The following is a 20,419-nucleotide window of genomic DNA, read 5'->3' on the forward strand; positions in this document are numbered from 1 at the left end:
AAACATGAGAAAAAAATTCTTTATCTACGGATTCTTATTGTTTCTAATTGTTGCAGCAATTTACTATTATACTGGACGTGGTTTTTTATTAGTAATAATTCTTCCAATATTATTACTTGTTGGTGCTTACAATGCATCTCAAGAAAAACATGCCATTTTAAGAAACTTTCCTGTTTTGGGATATTTCAGATATTTATTTGAAATGATCGCACCCGAAATTCAACAATATTTTATTGAAAGATCTACAGACGGAAAACCTTTCTCCAGAAACCAACGCTCATTAGTTTATCAAAGAGCCAAAAATATTGATTCAAGTACACCTTTTGGAACGCAGCAAAATTTAAACACTGAAAGTTATGAAGGAATAAAACATTCTATCTTTCCAGCTAAAGTGAACGAAGAATTACCTCGTGTTTTAGTAGGTGGAAAAGACTGTAAACAACCTTACTCTGCTTCTTTATTTAATGTTTCTGCGATGAGTTTTGGTTCGCTGAGCGAAAATGCCGTTCGCGCTATAAATATTGGAGCGCAAAAAGGAAATTTTTATCAAAATACAGGCGAAGGTGGATTAACTGAATTTCATCTTGCCGGCGGAGGCGATATTACTTGGCAAATTGGTACAGGATATTTTGGCTGTCGTGATGCCGAAGGAAATTTCAGCCCAGAAAATTTCTCTGAAAAGGCAAATCTTCCAAATGTAAAAATGATCGAAATTAAACTTTCTCAAGGCGCAAAACCAGGACATGGAGGCGTACTTCCAGCAAAAAAAAATACAGAACAAATTGCAAAAATTAGAGGAGTTCAACCACATACAATGATTCTTTCTCCTCCGGGGCATCATGCTTTTTCTGATTCTAAAGGGTTGATTCGATTTATTGCACAGTTACGTGAATTATCAAACGGAAAACCTATTGGTTTTAAATTGTGTATTGGTAACACGGCTGAATTTGAAGCAATCTGTCACGAAATGATCGCTGAAGATATTTATCCTGATTTTATAACTATTGATGGTGCCGAAGGAGGAACCGGCGCAGCTCCTTTAGAATTTGCTGATGGCGTTGGAATGCCATTTGAACCTGCTTTAATATTCGTAAACAAAACATTGATTGGATTAAATATTCGTGACAAAATACGCATTATTGGAAGCGGAAAAATTATTTCCGGATATTCTATTCTGCACGCCATTGCTTTAGGTGCAGATATGTGTAACAGTGCTCGCGGCTTTATGTTTTCACTTGGCTGTATTCAAGCTTTAAGATGTCATAATAACGAATGCCCGACTGGAGTTGCTACACAAAACAAAATGCTCATGAAAGGTTTGGTCGTTACAGATAAATCAGATCGTGTTTATCATTTTCATAAAAACACACTTCATTCTGCAAACGAACTTTTGGCCGCAGCAGGAAAAACCTCTTTTGCCGATGTAGATATTAATATATTTATGCGTGGTGATGAATTTACCAATTTATCAGAGTTGTATTTCCCAGATAACCTGACAAATGTTACCAAAATAAATTAAATAGAAATGCCTCTTTATTATTTAAAGAGGCATTTTTTTTATAACTCAAACTTTACCAAAATAACTTTTGAGTGCACTTAATAATTATTTTATAAAACTCATAAAAAGAGTTTAATTCAGTAGTTCTGGCAAAGTTTCTTTATTTATAATCTGTTTTACAAAAACGGTATTATCATCTGCCAAAAAATAGGCATCAAACTGAATCCCTTCTTCCACCAGATCTTTTGGTATTTGATTTTTCTTTATCATTTCCTTTAATAACTTATCAAACACAATTCCCGCCGCTAATTTATTAGGAGCGTTTTGTTCTAAATTAGTTTCAAATCGCAGTTCAATTTTATCATCATTGATATATCCTCGAGCTGTTGTCAGTGTAACATTTTCAGCTTTAAAATTAGGTGCTGCAGCATTATAAGAAGTTACAAATTCCTGAAGCTTTTGCTTAGCATTTTTACAGCTAATAACCATTACTGTCATTATAAGGACAAGCGAGATTTGAGTGATTTTCTTTAACATAATCAATTTTATTTAATTTTTTGAAGTCTTAAAAGTGCTTCAAGATAGTAATAATCTGCGTAATTTATTGAATTTGTAAATTCATAAGATAAAGCAGATCTGTTTATTTTTTTATTAATTTTTAACTCCTTTTCATTATAATTTAAAATTTTACAAAGAGCGATAACTTAAAAGATTAATTGTAATTTTGCTTGAAGCAAAAAAGTAAACTTGAACAAAACCCGAATACAATATTCCGTTTTACTTCTGACTATTATTCTTTTAGGAATTCTTTCAAGGAAAATCTCATTTATTCCGTTATGGATTGGTGATTTTCTATATGCAATTATGATTTATTTTCTGATTCGAATCTTGTTTACCCATAAAAAAGCCATTTTTATAATAATCTATTCTCTACTAATATGTTACAGCATTGAGTTCTTGCAGCTTTATCAAAGCGACTGGATCATATCACTCAGAAAAACACTTTTTGGAAGATACGTTTTAGGACAAGGTTTTCTTTGGAGTGATATTCTTGCTTATACATTTGGAATTGCTTTTGTCTTTTTAATCGAAAAATTCACTTTAAAATATAATACTCATGAAACTCGTTTTCGCTTCAAATAATTTAAATAAAATCAAAGAAATTCAAAGTATTCTTAACGGATCTATTCAGCTTTTAAGCTTAGAAGATATTGGCTGTCATGAAGAAATTCCGGAAACGGCAGATACAATTGAAGGCAACGCCATTTTAAAAGCTGATTATGTAACTGAAAAATACGGTTACGACTGTTTTGCAGATGATACGGGCTTAGAAGTAAAAGCTTTAAACGGAGAACCGGGTGTTTATTCGGCAAGATATGCGGGTGAACAGAAAAATGCCGATGATAACATGAATAAACTTTTGGATGCTCTAAAAAACGAAGAAGATCGCAGTGCACAGTTCAAGACCGTTATTGCATTAAATTTAAATGGCGCTCAGCATCTTTTTACCGGCTTGGCTAAAGGAACTATTACTTTGAATAAAACTGGAAATCATGGTTTTGGATACGATCCTATTTTTCAGCCCACAAATTATAATGAAACTTTTGCCGAACTATCAGCTGAAGTTAAAAATAAAATCAGCCATCGTGCAAAGGCAACTGAGCAACTTATTGATTTCCTGAATAGAACAAAATAATTGTTTAAAATACAACATTTTAAGGAACAAAATTGATATTTCAAGACGTTTTTTTTTCGATTTCTTTCAAAAAATCATTTTACACTAAACATAACTTTTTGATAATCAAATCATAACAAATACATAATTCTTAAAATTGCATTAGTTTATCTGAATAATTAACAGTAATTTTGCACCCTATTTTAAAAACACATATGAATAAATTTGAACAATTAGGATTGAATGAATCGTTACTGAAGGCGATTTTAGATCTAGGATTTGAAAATCCGTCAGAGGTACAGGAAAAGGCGATTCCCCTATTATTGGAAAAAGACACGGATATGGTTGCGTTGGCTCAAACAGGGACAGGGAAAACGGCAGCTTTCGGTTTTCCGCTAATTCAAAAAATTGATGCCGACAACAGAAATACACAAGCATTAGTTTTATCGCCAACACGCGAGCTTTGTTTACAGATTACTAACGAACTTAAAAACTACTCTAAATACGAAAAAGGTATTAATGTGGTAGCAGTTTACGGAGGAGCTAGTATTACAGAGCAGGCAAGAGAAATAAAAAGAGGAGCACAAATTATTGTGGCTACTCCAGGAAGAATGCAAGACATGATTAACAGAGGTTTAGTTAACATTAAAAACATAGATTACTGTGTTCTTGATGAGGCTGACGAAATGTTAAACATGGGATTCTACGAAGATATTGTATCTATTTTATCAGATACTCCAGACGAAAAAAGCACATGGTTGTTCTCTGCAACAATGCCGCAAGAGGTTGCTAGAATTGCAAAACAATTCATGAGTGAACCTGTAGAAATTACTGTTGGAGCTAAAAACTCTGGTTCGTCTACAGTTTCTCACGAATTTTACTTAGTTAACGCTCGTGATCGTTATGAAGCTCTAAAACGTTTGGCAGATGCTAACCCAGATATTTTCTCTGTGGTTTTCTGTCGTACAAAAAGAGATACTCAGGCTATTGCCGAAAAACTTATTGAGGATGGATACAGCGCAGCTGCATTGCACGGAGATTTATCTCAAGCGCAGCGTGATGGTGTAATGAAATCTTTCCGTGGAAGACAAATTCAGATGCTTGTTGCTACTGACGTTGCTGCACGTGGTATTGATGTTGATAACGTAACACACGTTGTAAACTACCAATTACCTGATGAGATCGAAACGTACAACCACCGTTCAGGACGTACTGGTAGAGCTGGAAAATTAGGAACTTCTATTGTAATCGTTACAAAAAGTGAGTTACGTAAAATTTCTTCTATCGAAAGAATCATCAAACAAAAATTCGAAGAAAAAACAATTCCATCTGGAATTGAAATCTGCGAAATTCAATTATTACACTTAGCTAATAAAATTAAAGATACTGAGGTTGATCATGAAATTGACAACTATTTACCAGCAATTAACAATGTTCTTGAAGATTTATCTAAAGAAGAATTGATCAAGAAAATGGTTTCAGTAGAATTTAATCGTTTTATTGCTTACTACAAAAAGAATAGAGATATTTCATCTCAATCTTCAGGAGAAAGACGTGAAAGAAACGATTCTGAGCCAAGAGAATTCAATAATAATGGAGCAGTTCGTTATTTTGTAAACATCGGTTCAAGAGACAATTTCGATTGGATGTCGCTTAAAGATTACTTGAAAGAAACATTAGACTTAGGTCGTGATGACGTTTTCAAGGTAGATGTAAAAGAAGGTTTCTCTTTCTTTAACACTGATCCTGAGCACACTGACAAAGTTATGGAAGTATTAAACAACGTTCAATTAGAAGGACGTCGTATTAATGTTGAAATCTCTAAAAATGACGGAGGCGGAAGACGCGACCACAATAACCGTGGCGGTGGAAGAAGTTCTGGACCAAGAAGAGAAGGAAACTTTGCTCCAAGACGTGAAGGTTCTGGCGGAGGATTTAGAAGCGACAGAAACTCTGCTCCTAGAGAAGGTGGTTTTAGAAGCGACAGAAACTCATCTGCACCTCGTAGAGAAGGTGGTTTCAAAAGAAACGAAGGTGGTTCTGATAGAGCTCCAAGACGTTCTGAAAGCTTTGGTGATTCACCAAGACCAAGAAGACCAAGAAGAGATTAATTCTTTAATATCTTAAAATATAAAATCCCAAATTCCAGACATAATTGGAATTTGGGATTTTTTTATGTTCAGAATCTTATTCTCTACAAGTGAATTTGTAATCCAAAACAATGTAATTTAATCTTATTATCCTTTTTTATTTAAATACTAAAAGCACCGCTGCTGTCTTTGTTAATTTTCTTATAATTATATTCAAAGACTGCGAAATATTTAATCTCTATTTACTACTTTTAGTGCTTTAAATCAGGATATGAAATATTTCGCAGTTTTCTTTTTTATGCTATTCTCTACCGTTAGTTTTGCGCAGGACATCGAGCCTACAACCCCGCAAAGAGTTTCGGGTTATATTATAAACGACGATAGTAAACAACCTCTTCCAAACGTAAACATCATCAACACCAACAAAGTACGCGGCGCAAAATCTGACGCAAAAGGGTATTTTGAAATTGATGTACAGCCTAATGACACTATTCACTTTTCGCTGCTAGGATTTCAATCTCTTAGAATTAGAGTAACAAATGACTGGATAAAAAATAAAGTTACCCGCATTCAACTTACCGAAAAAGCGATAGCGCTTGAAGAAGTTATTATCGCTCCTTTTACTTTAACAGGATATCTTGAAGTCGACTCAAAATTAATTCCTACAAAAGAAAATTATCGTTACAGTATTTCTGGTCTTACGCAAGGTTATGAAGCAGGCGAATATTCTCCTAATGCATTTGGAAAAGTATTAGGTTCTATTTTCAATCCGGCTGATATGCTCTATAATTTCTTTGGAAAAAACGGAAAAGAACTCAAGAAGCTAAAGGATATGAAGAAAGATGACACGATTAGAAACTTGCTAGAAACTAAATATGACCGCGAAACCATTGCTGTACTTTTAGGAATAAGTAAGGATGAAATCCCTGAAATTATGCATCGTTGTAACTATTCAGATGCTTTTATACAAACAGCAAATGACCTTCAAATTTTAGATGCCATCAGCGGCTGTTATGAACAATATAAAGTACTTAAAAGGAATTAAAATTTTACTCTTACCATAAATACAGAAATCCTCAATTTTAAATTGGGGATTTTTTTATGCTCATTAGGATTTTAAAAAGTTATATTTACTTATTAATCAATTAAAAACAACTAAAATAAATATCTAATGGCAAAAGGTCAAGATGCTAAAAAAACAGCAAAAAAAGAACCGCTAAAAACGGCTAAAGAAAAGAAAGAGGAAAAAAGAGAAAAGAAAAATGCTCCTAAAAGAGATTAAAAATAAGTATTCAGTGAGCAATTCTTATAATGTATAGAATTTAAAAAGTGTTCAGCTTTTTAGTTATCAGAAAACTGAACACTAAAAAACTGAACACTAAATTACTCTTATTTAACTGGAATATTAGAAAGAATTTCTAATACGAATTTCCAATATTTTTGAGCAGATGAAATACTAGCTCTTTCATCTGGCGAGTGTGCTCCATGAATTGTTGGTCCAAAAGAAATCATATCCATTTCTGGGTAATTTGTCCCTAAAATTCCACATTCTAAACCAGCGTGACAAGCTACAACTTTAGGCTCTTCACCATTTTGTTTTTCGTAAATTTCTTTTAAAACTTCCAAAATTTCCGAATTGACGTTTGGCGTCCATCCAGGATAAGATCCTGAAAGTTCTACATCACATCCTACTAATTCAAAAGCAGAACGTAAAGAGTTAGCCAAATCAAATTTAGAAGATTCAACAGAAGAACGCGTTAAACATCCTACCAATATTTCACCGTCTTTTATAATAACGCGAGCAATATTATTTGATGTTTCAACCAAATCAGCCATATCAGCGCTCATTCTATAAACGCCGTTATGAGCCGCATAAATTGCTCTAATAATTCCTTCCTGAACACCTAAATCCATTACTTTTTCAGGCAGATCTGTCTTAACGATTTCTATCGATAAGTTTGGTTCAGTTGTTTTATATTCTGCTTTAATATCATTAATGATTTCCTGCATATCAAAAAGATATGCTTCATCAAACATTTCAGAAATAATCACTTTAGCAACACTTTCTCTTGGAATTGCATTTCGAAGACTTCCTCCGTTAATTTCCGCAATCTGTAAACCAAAATTTTCAAAAGCATCAAACAACAAACGATTCATAATTTTATTAGCATTCCCTAATCCTTTATGAATATCCATTCCTGAATGACCTCCGTTTAAACCTTTTACAGTTATTGAGTACCCAACAGAACCTTCTGGAACTTCTTCATCATGGTAAGTTCTTGCAGCCGTAACATCAATTCCTCCAGCACATCCTATATCAATTTCGTCGTCTTCTTCAGTATCCAGATTCAATAAAATCTGCCCTTGAAGAATTCCTCCTTTTAGGTTTAATGCTCCAGTCATACCTGTTTCTTCATCGATTGTAAACAAAGCTTCAATTGCAGGATGCGCAATTGTTTTACTCTCTAAAACTGCCATAATTGTAGCAACTCCAAGTCCATTATCTGCACCAAGCGTTGTACCGCGAGCACGAACCCAGTCACCATCTACATACATATCAATTCCCTGCTTATCAAAATCAAAAACTGTATCTGCATTTTTTTGGTGCACCATATCAAGATGCCCCTGCATTACGATTGCTTTTCGATTTTCCATTCCCGGAGTTGCTGGTTTTCTAATGATTACGTTTCTAATTTCGTCTTCAAAAGTTTCTAAACCTAAGCTGTTTCCAAAGTTTTTCATGAACTCGATTACACGCTCTTCTTTTTTTGATGGACGTGGAACTGCATTTAAATCTGCAAATTTGTTCCAAAGTTCTTTTGGTTCCAGATTTCTTATTTCCTGACTCATTATATTTTGTTTGATGTTTAACAATTAAGATTGTCAAAGTTACAAAGTTTATACTTTTTTCCGCCACGAATTTCACGAATTAGCATTAATTATAGTGAATTAAAATATAACTTCAACAACACTTAAGATTCTTGCATAATTAGAAAAACATTAATTAATGAAAATTATAGGAATTCGTATTTTACTTTTTTTTTATCAATCAATATTGTATTTATATTTACGTATTCAAAATTTAAACTGTGAAATCAAAATACATTCTGCCGTTATTTTTACTCTTGCAAATTATTGTTTTAAAAATTCTGCCTTATTTTTCAGATTATGTCGAAGGTTTTTACAGCAACAATTTATTTGTTAGAATTTCGCACTTCTCAAGAACACTTTTAGGAAAAATTCCCTTTTCTGTAGGCGATTGCATTTATGCAGTTCTTATACTTTCTGCAATAGTTTGGTTTTGGAAAATAAGAAAAACATGGAGAGCAGATTGGAAAGATCATATTTTAACGATTTTGGGCAAAATCTCCATTTTTTATTTTTTCTTTCATCTTTTATGGGCTTTCAATTACTATCGCGAGCCTCTTTTCGCAAAAATGGAAATCAAAAGAGAATATACCGATGCCGATCTTTTAGCTTTTACAAAACGGCTAATCGCTAAAACTAATAAAATTCAGTTCGATATCACTAAAAACAAAAGTGAAAAAATTGTTTTTCCGTATTCGCAAAAAGAATCTTTTAAAATGATTTTAAACGGCTATAACAATCTTGCACAAGAACATCCTTACTTTAAATACGAAATTCTAAGCGTTAAAAAATCACTTTTCAGTACACCATTAACGTATATGGGTTTTGGCGGTTATTTAAATCCTTTTACTAACGAAGCTCAAATTAATGATTTACTGCCAATGTATAACTTTCCGCAAACCACAGCTCACGAAATGGCACACCAGATTGGTTTTGCGAGTGAAAATGAATGTAACTTTATTGGTGTTTTAGCATCTGTTAAAAACAACAATCCTTATTTCCAATATGCTGGTTACAGCTTTACATTGCATTACTGCTTAAGTATTTGGAAGTATAAAAACGAAAAAATCTTTACTATTCTAAAGAAACAAGTAAATCCTGGAATTCTAAAAAACTATCAGGAAAGTCAGGATTTCTGGAAACAATATGATACTTTTATTGATGAAGGTTTCCATTTTATTTATGATAGTTTTTTAAAATCAAACAATCAGAAAGACGGAATGGAAAGCTACAGCAAGTTTATAGATTTGACAATTAATTATTACAAAACACGACAACTGTAGCAAGCTGCCACGAATTGCACGAATTTTTAAAAACTAAAACTCAACTTTATCTTTATCATTTTGATAAGTAATTCGAGAAATTTGCGAAATTCATGGCGAAAAATAATCAAGTCTTGTAACAAAATAGATTTCAATACTACTAATACTTTTATGACCGAAAACCTAGAACAATCATTTGTTGCGCAATTGCAGGCAAATCAGAATATAATCCACAAAATTTGTCGATTATATACTGCCGGCGAAGATGCACACAAAGATTTGTTTCAGGAAATCACCATTCAGCTCTGGAAAGCGTATCCAAAATTTAGAGGCGACAGTAAATTTTCGACTTGGACTTATCGCGTTGCTTTAAATACAGCAATTACTCTCTATCGCAAAACCAAAAGGACTATATCTACCGTAGATTACGAAAGTCATCAGCATTTTGTAAAAGATGTTGACTACAACTATGAAGAAGAAGAGCAGATTAAATTAATGTACAAAGCTGTTTATCAGCTAAACGATATCGAAAAAGCATTGGTCTTTATGTATTTAGAAGATAAAGACTATCAAGAAATAGCTGAAACTCTAGGAATCAGCGAAGTGAATGCGCGCGTGAAAATGAACAGAATTAAAGGGAAACTTAAAAAAATATTAAATCCTTAAAAATTATTATGAAAGAACTGGATTTACTAAAAAAAGACTGGAAAAAGAACTCGGATTCTTTTGAGCAAATTTCTGAAAAAGAAATCTACAAAATGATTCATAAAAAATCATCTTCTATTGTGAAGTGGATTTTAATTATAAGCATTCTGGAAATTTCTTTTTGGACTTTCTCCAATTTATTTATCAATACTGATGATGTTTTACAAAAAATGAATCATCCGGAAATTGTGGCTGCACTTGAATACTTGACTTATATGAATTATTTAGTGGGATTAATTTTTGTATACATTTTCTATAAAAACTATACAACAATTTCGACTACAGTGGCTACCAAATCTTTAATGAGTACCATTTTAAGAACTAGAAAAACAGTTCAATATTATGTTTGGTACAATTTAGGAATGATTGTAGTTTCCTCTATTTTCAGCTTTTTTATAGGATATGTCTACAATCCAGATATGGCGTTTTTCCAAGAAAAACTTGCCCAAGATGGCAAGGCGATGCTTTTTACGGTTGGAATTTTAGTTTTTGTAATACTTGGTTTCTTTGGATTATTCTGGTGTTTCTATAGATTACTGTACGGAACTCTTTTACGAAGATTGTATTCAAACTACAAGGAGTTGAAGAAAATTGATCTTTAGTTTACAGTTGCAAAGGCGCAGAGAAACAAAGGCCCAAAGGTTTTTCTTTAAATAACTAGAAAGTACCAAGCTATTTTTTAAACTTGAAATGTGAAACAAAAAAACTAAAATCTAGTATCCATTTTCTGGAGCCTTATAACTCCATCTTCTCATTTCATTAAGTTCTTCCTCAACTTTGATCTCTTCAGCAGGAATTACTTTTAAAAATGACGGATGCTGCTCGATTGCATATTCAACTTTTTCTACAATTTGTTCGATTGTATCGTTTTCATAATCAATCTCAAGTGGTTCTTTTATTATAAAAGACTGCAGAATATTTTTCTTTTTTAAACGAAGTCCTTTTTTATCAAATGAACGGCGAAATCCATCAATAACAATAGGAACTACAATAGGTTTATGCTGTTTTATAATATGCGCTGTTCCTTTACGAACCGGTTTAAATGACTTTGTTGTTCCTTGCGGAAATGTAATTACCCAGCCGTCCTCGAGCGCAATACGAATATTTTCAGTATCGTTTGGGTTAACATCACGTTTTTCAGTAACATCGACACCTTTTGAGCGCCAAGTTCTTTCAACAGTAATTGCTCCAACATAAGCTAAAATTCTTGGCAGTAAACCAGCTTGCATTGTCTCTTTGGCAGCGACATAATACAAATTCATTTTAGGCTGCCATAAATAACCAATGTTCTTAATAGTATCTTGACGTCCGCTTAAACTTGCGTTAAACACATGAAACATTGCTACAACATCGGCAAAATAAGTTTGGTGATTGGAAATAAACAATACATTATTATCTGGTAATGTTTTAATGATTTCAGATCCTTCAATCTGCAATTCATTAAAACCTCTGTATCTTCGGTGCGTCATAGCTCCCAAGATTCGGATTAACCATTTCTTGATAAATAATATATGTCCGAAAGGATTTCGTTTAAACAATCCCATAACTTTATTTTCTGTTTTTGAGGTTAGGACGCAAACATACAAAAATAAATCGTTTAGCAGTACTTTTAGGCAATTTCAAAAATAAACTACTATAAATATGAATATCAAATTGTTAAATTAAATATTTCAAAATTTATTATCAAAACCAGTTTTTAAAACATCTCTCAGTTCGCTTAAAATCATTGCTGTTGCTCCCCAGACAATATGATTTTGAATATTAAATGCGGGAACTAAAACATCATTTGCATAAGAAGTTGATAATGTGGCTTCGATTATAATTTCGTCGCTTAAAAAAACGGATAAAGGCAATTCTATAATTGCAGCAACTTCGCGAATATCTGGGTAAAATGATAATTCTTCATGTGAAATTCCTAAAAACGGATGCACCAAAAAATTACTTGGCGGAATGTACATTGGTGTAAAATCCTTGATAACTTCTATTTTATCAGGAGAAACACCAATTTCTTCATGCGTTTCTCTTAATGCGGTTTCTCTAAAATCTAAATCTGTGTTTTCATATTTCCCGCCGGGAAAAGCAATTTGCGATGAATGTACACCATTATAGGCATTTCTAACGATCAAAACCAAATGCGTTTTATCCTTCTTTGGATACAACAGCATCATAACAGCTGCTATTCTAGGATTCTTTGTCTCTAGATTAATATTTTTTAAAGCTTCAAGACGTTCTTTTGGAGCCATTTTCATGTGTGCTAATTCTGCCGGCAGTTCAATCGGAATTAAATTAGGAACAAATTTCAAAAAGTCTTGAAAATCCATATTCAAAGTTTATTTTTGTATTATTAGATTCTGTTTAGATTTTATNNATAAAATCTAAACAGAATCTCAAATTAAAATATAAATATACTCTAGAAAATGCGGTTCTACAAGTTTTCTAAAGCAAAGCCATAAAAATAAAATGTACAGTAAAGAAGAATCACAAAGAATAAAAAGAGAATTTTGGGTGGCTTTTGCCGAAAAATACCCGAGAAAATGGGTTCTTTATGATACCAAGATAAAAGATTTCTCTTTCAAGTTTTATGTAGACAATAAAAAAGCTCAGGTTTTAATTGATATCGAACAACGAAGTGATGAAAAGCGAAATGCTTATTTTGAAAAATTAGAAGCCTTAAAAAATATTCTTGATGAAGAATTCATCAAAGATTTAGTTTTTGAAAAAAATCACACTTTAGAAAGCGGTAAAACGATTAGTAGAATCTGGGTCGAGAAAACTGGAGTCGGTTTCAGTAATCGTAATAATTGGGATGCTATTTTTGATTTCTTCAACGAAAACATGCATGCTCTGGAAATGTTTTATCTAGAGTATGATGAATTTATTAAGGATATTGATGCTTAAAAGAGGTATTAAGATTTTGAGATTCTAAGGTTCTAAGATTTTTCTGAACTCCACACCGTAAACAGAAATCATTACTTTTTGTTTTTCAAGCTCTTCAAGAAAGAATAAAACATCCTGAAATGGTTTTTCAAAATATCTTGTTAAGTGGTAAAAGTCTTTTGTTGTTTTAAGAAACTCGTAAAAAAAATAAGGATCAATATTTCCAACACTTTCTCTATTCCCTAACGAAACCTCAAGAGTTTGCTCTGTTGTCAAATTTTTAAACATGCAATGTTCACCATGAACATCAAAATACCAATTATCACTAAGAGTTTCGTTACCGTTTAATATATCAGCATTTTCAATTTCATAATAATGGCCTGCTATTATTTTGTCTTTCTCCAGCTGATCGGTCTCATTTATAAGTTTATTAATCAATTCTTCGGCAATGGTTTTAAAAGTATCCATTGCTGCTAGTAATTGATTTACAACATTAGTTTCAAGCTTCATCATATAATTACAATCAGCCTAGACATTAAAAATATTATAAACAATAATATGATCGTCGTAATTGATATAAAGCTGTTTACGATAATCTTGCTTTTTACGAGTTATAATTGAAAGTTTACATTCTTTTCCGTCATTGTCTTTGCACATAAAGGAATACACAATATCAGTATCATTTTCTTCGCGTTCGATATAATCTAATATTTTAAAAAGCTGTATTTCTTGTGAGTACACAACAATTCTGTGCTTATCTGTATCTAAAACAACCGAAAGATTTACTAAGTCAAGATTGGACCACTCGCCCCATTTTCCTTTTTCTGTTTTTTCTAAGACACTAAAACCCGAGGTTTTAAAATGATAAGATTGACCTTGAGCATAATGCAATCCAAAACCTAAAAACAATAATACTAAATAAGTGCGTATAGAATTCATATAAATTTCTTGCGGGTAATTAAAACTCAAATGTAGCTTTTTCTTTGCGTGCAGATTCAAAATCGACTATCATTTCTTGAACAATTTGCTCTACAGGCAAAATTTCGTGAATTAATCCCGCAACCTGTCCAATCTCTAATTCGCCTTCTTCAAGATCTCCTTCAAACATTCCTCTCTTAGCTCTCGCCCTACCTAATAGCTGAACTAAATCTTCTTTAGATGGACATTTTTCATACAAGTCCTGAACATCTTGATAAAACTTATTTTTTACCAATCTAACAGGAGCTAATTCCTTCAATGTCAACTGAGTTCCTCCCTCTTTTATATTAACTATTGTTTGCTTAAAATTATTGTGAGCCGAAGATTCTATTGAAGCTGCAAAACGGCTTCCAACCTGAACGCCATCGGCACCCAAAATCATTGCCGCAAGCATCCCTCTTCCTGTTGCAATTCCGCCGGCAGCGATAATAGGAATCTGCACTTTTTCTTTCACCATCGGAATCAAAGTCAACGTTGTTGTTTCTTCACGTCCATTATGACCTCCAGCTTCAAAACCTTCAGCAACAATAGCATCAACACCGGCTTCTTGGGCTTTTAAAGCAAAAACACTGCTGCTTACTACATGAACTACAGTAATTCCTTTTTCTTTTAAAAAGGAAGTCCATGTTTTAGGATTTCCTGCAGAAGTAAAAACGATTTTAACTCCCTCTTCGACCACAATATTCATTATATCTTCAATATTAGGATATAACATAGGAATATTAACGCCAAAAGGTTTGTCTGTCGCCTTTTTACATTTTTGAATATGTTCTCTTAAAACTTCAGGATACATTGATCCAGCGCCTATTAGACCTAAACCGCCTGAGTTACTAACAGCCGAAGCCAGTTTGTAACCACTGTTCCAGATCATACCGCCTTGTATTATTGGATATTTTATATTGAAGAGTTTGGTAATTTTGTTCATGCAGATTGGGCTGTTATTGTTTGATTATTTTTCCTGTCTTATGCAGACCTTCACTATCAAAAGTATAAAAGTAAAGTCCGCTGGTTAGAGTTTCAACAGAAAGTAATGGATTTTGATTTGTGATTTCTTTTTCTATTAATTTCTGCCCTAAAATAGAGTAAATTGAAACTGATGCTTTAGGATTAGTAAATGAAAAAGAAATATTAGTTTGAACTGGATTTGGATAAACCAAAAAATCGGCAGCATATTGAAACGTTTCTACACCTAAGGTTGAACCAAAATTTGGAATTCCGTACCCATAATTATTATCAGGACTAGTATAGCGATCTGCAGACTGCAGTATCATTTGTCTAATTTCTTTGTTATTTTTTGATGGAAAAGCCTGCCAAAGACAAGCTGCCATTCCTGCCATTATTGGACAAGCAAAAGAAGTTCCATTTGTCGTTCCGATATTTCCCGCTGCATTAGAAACAACCGCCGCAACACCTTGAGCCATAACATCCGGCTTAATTCGATTATCAAAACTTGGCCCGATAGAACTTGAACCTGCTTTAACTTTTGAAGCATTAACAGAACCTACGGTAATAACCGAAACCGCATCTGCGGGCCCGCCAATATGCGGCTCTGCAGTTGTTCCTTCATTTCCAGCTGCAGCCACTACAATCATTCCCTTACTAAAAGCTATTTCAGCACCTCTTGAAATAAAATTTGTTGTGCCATTCATATCGCTGTAGGTATGACTATAACTAGGCTCGTCATATCCAAAATAGCCTAATGAGGTTGTAATAATATCAGCTCCAAAAGCATCTGCCTGCTCTGCCGCTTCAACCCAATACGATTCTTCAACAGGATTTTCACTGGCATTATCTTCTGTAATAAACAAATAATAAAAAGCATCGGGCGCAGTTCCCACCAAAGAATTTTCCGTATAGCCGCCCATTGTAGACAAAACTGAGGTTCCATGACTGTTGCCAGAATAAAAATCAGCACTTCTATTTACATAGTCGTAACCGCCTAAAATCAAATTATTATCTCTTAATCTCTTAAAAGGCTGCGCTGTATTAACTCCTGGAAAACCTCCGTCTAAAACAGCAATTATTTTACCTGAACCTGTATAGTTCTGTTGATGCAATACTTGCCCATTCAACATTTGAATTTGATTTGCCGAATTCCCGTAAGCATAATCAATTGTTGTATTTAGCTTTTCTTTTGTTTTTGCCGCAGCATGAACAGCTGCTGGTTTTGCTGTTGTGTTTAAAGCTTTATTAGCAAAAACTATTTTATCAATAAAAGCAAAGGATTTTAATGTTGTAATATTGGATTGCGTACCTCTAATATGAACTGCATTGAGCCATTTTGACTGCGCCATTACAGAAATTCCCGTGCTTGCTTTAACCTGATTTACATAGGTTATTTCAATGGGAGCATCTGAAATATTTAAGGCAATATTTTGTTTTGTACGACGGTCTAAAGATCGTTGTGATAATGTTTGTGATGGATTATTAAAAAAGTCCTGAGCATTTGGTTTTCCAGTAAAATATACCCAAGCATCTTCACTCTGAGCAAATGCCAAAGTGGAAACGAATATTAAAAGAAAAACAAAATAATGTCGCATAAATACTTTTTTAAAAGGAAAACCCCGTAAAAAAGTATAAAGCTAAGAAATTACTCCCGAACCAACTAATTCATTTTCTAAATACCAAGCTGCAAATTGACCTTCGGTAATGGCAGATTGAGGCTCTTCAAAACGAACATACATTCCATCTTCAAATTGATGTAAAGTGGCTTTTTGCAAAGGTTGACGATAACGAATTCTAGCCATTACTTCCATCGTTTCACCAGTTTTCAAAGTCAAATCTGTGCGAATCCAATGTATTTCAGATTTCCCAACAAACAAGGCTTTTTTAAATAAACCTGGATGATTGCTCGTTAATCCTGTATAAATAGTATTGGTATCAACATCAGTCGCAATAACAAACAAAGGATCTGTGGTACCGCCAACATTTAGACCTTTTCGTTGTCCGTTAGTAAAATAATGTGCTCCTTGATGATTGCCCATTATTTTTCCCATTGTTGGAATATATTGTGGTTTTTGAGCTTCTAATTTTAATTCCTCTTCCAGTGATAAACCAGCTGGTTTCTCGATATTGTAAATCGGATCGTTTTTATCTATCTGAACAATTTTACCTTCTTTTGGCTGTAATTTTTGTTGTAAAAATTCTGGCAGACGTACTTTTCCAATAAAGCATAATCCTTGCGAATCTTTCTTTTCGGCAGTAACCAATTCCATTTCAGCAGCTATTTCACGAACTTCTGGTTTAGTTAAAGCTCCAATTGGAAACAAAGCTTTTGATAATTGTTCTTGCGATAATTGACATAAAAAGTAAGATTGATCTTTGTTAACATCATTTCCGGCAACTAATTGATATACCGTTTTTCCGTCCACTTCAATTTCACTTTTTTGGCAATAATGTCCAGTTGCAACATAATCTGCTCCCAGACTTAATGCAATTTTCATAAACACATCAAATTTGATTTCGCGGTTACAAAGCACATCAGGATTTGGAGTTCTTCCTTTTTCATATTCATTGAACATATAGTCAACGATTTTTTCTTTGTATTGCTCGCTTAAATCAACAGTTTGAAACGGTATGCCAAGTTTTTCAGCAACTAATAAAGCATCATTACTATCTTCTAACCAAGGACATTCGTTAGAAATAGTAACTGAATCATCGTGCCAATTTTTCATAAAAAGCCCAATAACTTCGTATCCTTGCTGCTGTAATAAATAAGCTGCAACACTAGAATCTACTCCACCTGAAAGACCAACAACTACACGTTTCATTTTAAAATGTTTATATTTTACAAGGGTGCAAAGGTAAGCCAAATTATAGATAATTGCAGTAGTTTTAATTGGTTTATATAATCCTACGGTAGATAAAACTTATTGTTTAATTAATTACTTTTATTATTCAATAAAATCGTCATGCAAAAATACATTTACACTCTGTTATTCTATTTTGTTTTGATGTCTTTAAGTGCTCAAAAGCACTCGTCAACACTATCAGATTATGAAGCTTTTAAGGCATTTAGAGGAAAACCTTTGTCTGATAAATTTTCGAATATAGAATCTGTAAAAGTAATCTATGATTTAAGGAAACAGAAAATGTATTATTTCAACAGTACATTGATTCCGCTTCATTATGATTTTGCACTAAATTATCTGCATTACAATCAAGATTTAGAAGTTTTTAATAATGAGAACTACAGCAATACTCAAAAAGACCGTGACTTTTTACTCGGAAATTTAAATCATATAAAAGGAACAGATAAATGGATTTTTGAACTCGCAGCTTCAGATCGTATGCCGATCCCGCTTATAGAGCGCTTCTTTAATCTTGTGATAAATTCGACTTTTATTGGAAAAAAACTAAAATTCTATTTGAACAATCCTGAGCAAATGGAATGGTTTCAGCAGAATAAGTTTAAAATTCCCTGCGTAAAATCAGATTATATCTTTAATGAACTTACCTACCAAGAAGTGGTTTCTGGAAGTAATATTGGTATCCTAAAACAATATAAAATCAAAGATTTAGAACGGATCAAGCCCAATTCGAATGAAATTGTAATTTTAGACGGTACGCCAGATGTTTTGCCTAATGTAAGAGGAATTATTGTAAATGAACTGCAAACGCCATTAAGCCATTTAGTTCTTTTAGGAAAAAACCGAAAAATCCCTATTATGGCTTATACTAAGGTTTTTAAAGATACAAACATCAACAAACTGCTTTCTAAAAAAGTGGAATTAAAAATTGAAGTTGATACTTTTTTCATCAAAGAAACAGATAAAAAAATAGTCGAAAAGGTAAATTCTAAAAAGAAGGAACTTACAATTGACAACACCGTTACTGATCTCGTTGATTTATCTAAAATCCCAAAAAAGGGAGTAAATTATATTGGATCAAAAGCTCAAAACATGGCTTATTTAATTGCTGTTTCGAAAGAAATTCCATTTAAAACACCAGAAAATGCACATGCAATTCCGTTTTATTTTTATACCAAACACATTCAAAAAGAATCAATTTCGCCATTAATCAGTGAACTTTTAACTTCCACAAAGAAAGATTCAGCGATTTGGGTCAACAAACAATTGAAAAAAATTCGGGATGCCATCAAAAAGGAGCCTGTTGATCCTTTATTAATAGCAAAACTAAATGAAACATTTAAAAATGCTCAATTCAAAAACTTTAGATTTCGCTCCTCAACTAATGCCGAAGATCTTGATGATTTTAATGGTGCTGGATTATACGATTCTAAAACAGGAATTTTAGGCGACAGCATTAAAACTTTCGAAAAAGCCATTAAACAAGTCTGGGCCAGTGTTTGGAACGAAGCTTCGTATAACGAAAGAGAACTTTTTGGAATCGATCAGCATAATATAGCAATGGGGATTTTAGTACATCGTTCTTTTCCCGATGAATTAGCCAATGGCGTTATCATTACAAAAAACATCTTCAGAGAGAACTTTCCAGGTATTACGGTTAATATCCAAAAAGGAGAAAACTCTGTTGTAAAACCCGAAAAAGGCGAAATCTGCGAGCAATTTGTCGCTTATCATTTTAATTCTGGAACTAATGATGACGATTTTGATATTGATTATACTTCAATTTCAAATTTAAACAATAACGAGCCTTTACTGAGCCGAAAAGAAATGAGCCGGCTTTTTCTTGTGAGCAGCAAAATTGAAGAAAAAATGTATCGTTACTGGCGGAAAAACACCTATCATCCAGTTGATATTGAATTTAAAATTGTGGGAGAAAACAGAGATCTTTACATCAAACAGGTTAGACCGTTTAATGAATAATCAATAAAAAACTAACAGATCAATTTCATTTGAAACGGTATTGACCAAAACAATTTTAAAGTCAAAATCTTCAAGATTAATTTTTTCCTGAATTGCTTTTCTAATGTTTCCGTTTTCTAAAGAAAAATCGCTTATCAGCGGGATTTTTACATCTACAGTATTCAAATACTTTGAAGCTTTTTTATTGACGATCATCGAAGCTGCGATATAAAAACCGATTATGATGATTTGGAAAAATAAAAGGATCTCGATTTTTTCAAAAGGATACATAATATCTAAAATCGAAAGTGTGATAGTGGCAAAAAGAAAAATTATTGCATTTACAGTAAAAGACTGTGTTCTAAACCTAAGAATAGAAAAAATAGCAAACAAGCCAAATCCTATTCCAACACCAATTTCTATTTTGGTAAACAAATAGCAAAGTGAAAAGGTACAAAGACCAACGATAACCATCAACGGATTTATAGTTTCATTATCTTTTCTGTTAGAGAAAAAATACAAAACCAGAATTGAAAAAAACAATAATAAAAATCTTCCAATAAGTTCGTTTAAATCCATTTACTCAAAGTATTAGTAAATCAAATTTAGAAAAAAGATTGCTACAAACTTCCAATTCTAGTTTAAACAAAAAAAAGTCTGCCACGAATACCCCTAATTTGTACAAATTTTTATAAAAA

At 32.9% G+C, this 20,419-nt stretch carries 20 protein-coding genes; 10 read left to right on the forward strand and 10 right to left on the reverse strand.

Annotated features, from left to right (window positions below):
* The first annotated feature begins 4 nt into the window (after positions 1-4).
* Complete coding sequence (locus B0A75_RS14995) at positions 5-1,519, forward strand: FMN-binding glutamate synthase family protein (protein ID WP_089055098.1); 1,515 nt, start codon at positions 5-7, stop codon at positions 1,517-1,519.
* 111 nt (positions 1,520-1,630) lie between these two features.
* On the opposite strand, the gene B0A75_RS15000 is transcribed toward B0A75_RS14995, so the two are convergent.
* Positions 1,631-2,035 (reverse strand): hypothetical protein, encoded by a 405-nt coding sequence (locus tag B0A75_RS15000; RefSeq protein ID WP_089055099.1) that lies wholly within the window; start codon positions 2,033-2,035, stop codon positions 1,631-1,633.
* Positions 2,036-2,245: 210 nt separating this feature from the next.
* On the opposite strand from B0A75_RS15000, the gene B0A75_RS15005 reads away from it, so the two are divergent.
* From B0A75_RS15005 to B0A75_RS15020, 4 genes are all read left to right on the forward strand, one after another.
* Positions 2,246-2,641 (forward strand): ribosomal maturation YjgA family protein, encoded by a 396-nt coding sequence (locus B0A75_RS15005; protein WP_089055100.1) that lies wholly within the window; start codon positions 2,246-2,248, stop codon positions 2,639-2,641.
* On the forward strand, positions 2,616-3,194 hold the full coding sequence (locus B0A75_RS15010; protein WP_089055101.1) for a non-canonical purine NTP diphosphatase: 579 nt from the start codon (positions 2,616-2,618) through the stop codon (positions 3,192-3,194). Before B0A75_RS15005 ends, B0A75_RS15010 begins: the two co-directional genes overlap by 26 nt.
* Positions 3,195-3,388: 194 nt before the next feature.
* Complete coding sequence (locus B0A75_RS15015) at positions 3,389-5,284, forward strand: DEAD/DEAH box helicase (protein WP_089055102.1); 1,896 nt, start codon at positions 3,389-3,391, stop codon at positions 5,282-5,284.
* A gap of 250 nt (positions 5,285-5,534) precedes the next feature.
* The gene (locus B0A75_RS15020) at positions 5,535-6,308 is read left to right on the forward strand and encodes a carboxypeptidase-like regulatory domain-containing protein (protein ID WP_089055103.1); all 774 of its coding nucleotides are present in this window, start codon (positions 5,535-5,537) and stop codon (positions 6,306-6,308) included.
* A gap of 344 nt (positions 6,309-6,652) precedes the next feature.
* Here the strand turns inward: B0A75_RS15020 and B0A75_RS15030 are convergent, their stop codons facing one another.
* On the reverse strand, positions 6,653-8,113 hold the full coding sequence (locus B0A75_RS15030; protein ID WP_089055105.1) for an aminoacyl-histidine dipeptidase: 1,461 nt from the start codon (positions 8,111-8,113) through the stop codon (positions 6,653-6,655).
* Between the two features lie 239 nt (positions 8,114-8,352).
* On the opposite strand from B0A75_RS15030, the gene B0A75_RS15035 reads away from it, so the two are divergent.
* The 3 genes from B0A75_RS15035 to B0A75_RS15045 all read left to right on the forward strand — a co-directional run bounded on the left by B0A75_RS15035 (position 8,353) and on the right by B0A75_RS15045 (position 10,700).
* Entirely contained in the window at positions 8,353-9,414 is a 1,062-nt protein-coding gene (locus B0A75_RS15035; RefSeq protein WP_089055106.1) for a DUF3810 domain-containing protein, read from the forward strand.
* A 150-nt stretch (positions 9,415-9,564) separates the two neighbouring features.
* The gene (locus tag B0A75_RS15040) at positions 9,565-10,059 is read left to right on the forward strand and encodes an RNA polymerase sigma factor (protein WP_089055107.1); all 495 of its coding nucleotides are present in this window, start codon (positions 9,565-9,567) and stop codon (positions 10,057-10,059) included.
* Positions 10,060-10,067: 8 nt separating this feature from the next.
* Positions 10,068-10,700 (forward strand): hypothetical protein, encoded by a 633-nt coding sequence (locus tag B0A75_RS15045; protein WP_089055108.1) that lies wholly within the window; start codon positions 10,068-10,070, stop codon positions 10,698-10,700.
* Between the two features lie 111 nt (positions 10,701-10,811).
* On the opposite strand, the gene B0A75_RS15050 is transcribed toward B0A75_RS15045, so the two are convergent.
* Together B0A75_RS15050 and B0A75_RS15055 are read right to left on the reverse strand one after the other, a co-directional pair.
* Entirely contained in the window at positions 10,812-11,642 is an 831-nt protein-coding gene (locus B0A75_RS15050) for a lysophospholipid acyltransferase family protein (RefSeq protein WP_089055109.1), read from the reverse strand.
* Between the two features lie 126 nt (positions 11,643-11,768).
* Positions 11,769-12,419 (reverse strand): NUDIX hydrolase, encoded by a 651-nt coding sequence (locus B0A75_RS15055; RefSeq protein WP_089055110.1) that lies wholly within the window; start codon positions 12,417-12,419, stop codon positions 11,769-11,771.
* Between the two features lie 139 nt (positions 12,420-12,558).
* Between B0A75_RS15055 and B0A75_RS15060 the strand changes: the two genes are divergently transcribed.
* Entirely contained in the window at positions 12,559-12,996 is a 438-nt protein-coding gene (locus B0A75_RS15060) for a DUF4268 domain-containing protein (protein ID WP_089055111.1), read from the forward strand.
* 24 nt (positions 12,997-13,020) lie between these two features.
* Here B0A75_RS15060 and B0A75_RS15065 read toward each other — a convergent pair whose 3' ends face one another.
* Genes B0A75_RS15065 through mnmA form a run of 5 tightly spaced genes read right to left on the reverse strand, consistent with a single transcriptional unit; the run spans position 13,021 to position 17,723 of the window.
* Positions 13,021-13,488, reverse strand: a complete 468-nt coding sequence (locus tag B0A75_RS15065; protein WP_089055112.1) for a DUF6896 domain-containing protein — start codon at positions 13,486-13,488, stop codon at positions 13,021-13,023.
* Between the two features lie 15 nt (positions 13,489-13,503).
* Positions 13,504-13,914 carry a hypothetical protein gene (locus B0A75_RS15070; protein ID WP_089055242.1) on the reverse strand — a complete coding sequence of 137 codons (411 nt, stop codon included), beginning with the start codon at positions 13,912-13,914 and terminating at the stop codon, positions 13,504-13,506.
* 19 nt (positions 13,915-13,933) lie between these two features.
* Positions 13,934-14,878, reverse strand: a complete 945-nt coding sequence (locus B0A75_RS15075; protein WP_089055113.1) for an NAD(P)H-dependent flavin oxidoreductase — start codon at positions 14,876-14,878, stop codon at positions 13,934-13,936.
* A gap of 13 nt (positions 14,879-14,891) precedes the next feature.
* Positions 14,892-16,493, reverse strand: a complete 1,602-nt coding sequence (locus tag B0A75_RS15080) for a S8 family serine peptidase (protein WP_089055114.1) — start codon at positions 16,491-16,493, stop codon at positions 14,892-14,894.
* Positions 16,494-16,535: 42 nt separating this feature from the next.
* Complete coding sequence (gene mnmA, locus B0A75_RS15085; RefSeq protein WP_089055115.1) at positions 16,536-17,723, reverse strand: tRNA 2-thiouridine(34) synthase MnmA; 1,188 nt, start codon at positions 17,721-17,723, stop codon at positions 16,536-16,538.
* A gap of 141 nt (positions 17,724-17,864) precedes the next feature.
* Between mnmA and B0A75_RS15090 the strand changes: the two genes are divergently transcribed.
* Entirely contained in the window at positions 17,865-19,742 is a 1,878-nt protein-coding gene (locus tag B0A75_RS15090; protein ID WP_089055116.1) for a PEP/pyruvate-binding domain-containing protein, read from the forward strand.
* On the opposite strand, the gene B0A75_RS15095 is transcribed toward B0A75_RS15090, so the two are convergent.
* Positions 19,743-20,300, reverse strand: a complete 558-nt coding sequence (locus B0A75_RS15095; protein WP_089055117.1) for a DUF4956 domain-containing protein — start codon at positions 20,298-20,300, stop codon at positions 19,743-19,745.
* Positions 20,301-20,419: the final 119 nt, after the last annotated feature.

The sequence above is a fragment of the Flavobacterium oncorhynchi genome (assembly GCF_002217355.1).
GTDB classification, from domain to species: Bacteria; Bacteroidota; Bacteroidia; order Flavobacteriales; family Flavobacteriaceae; genus Flavobacterium; species Flavobacterium oncorhynchi.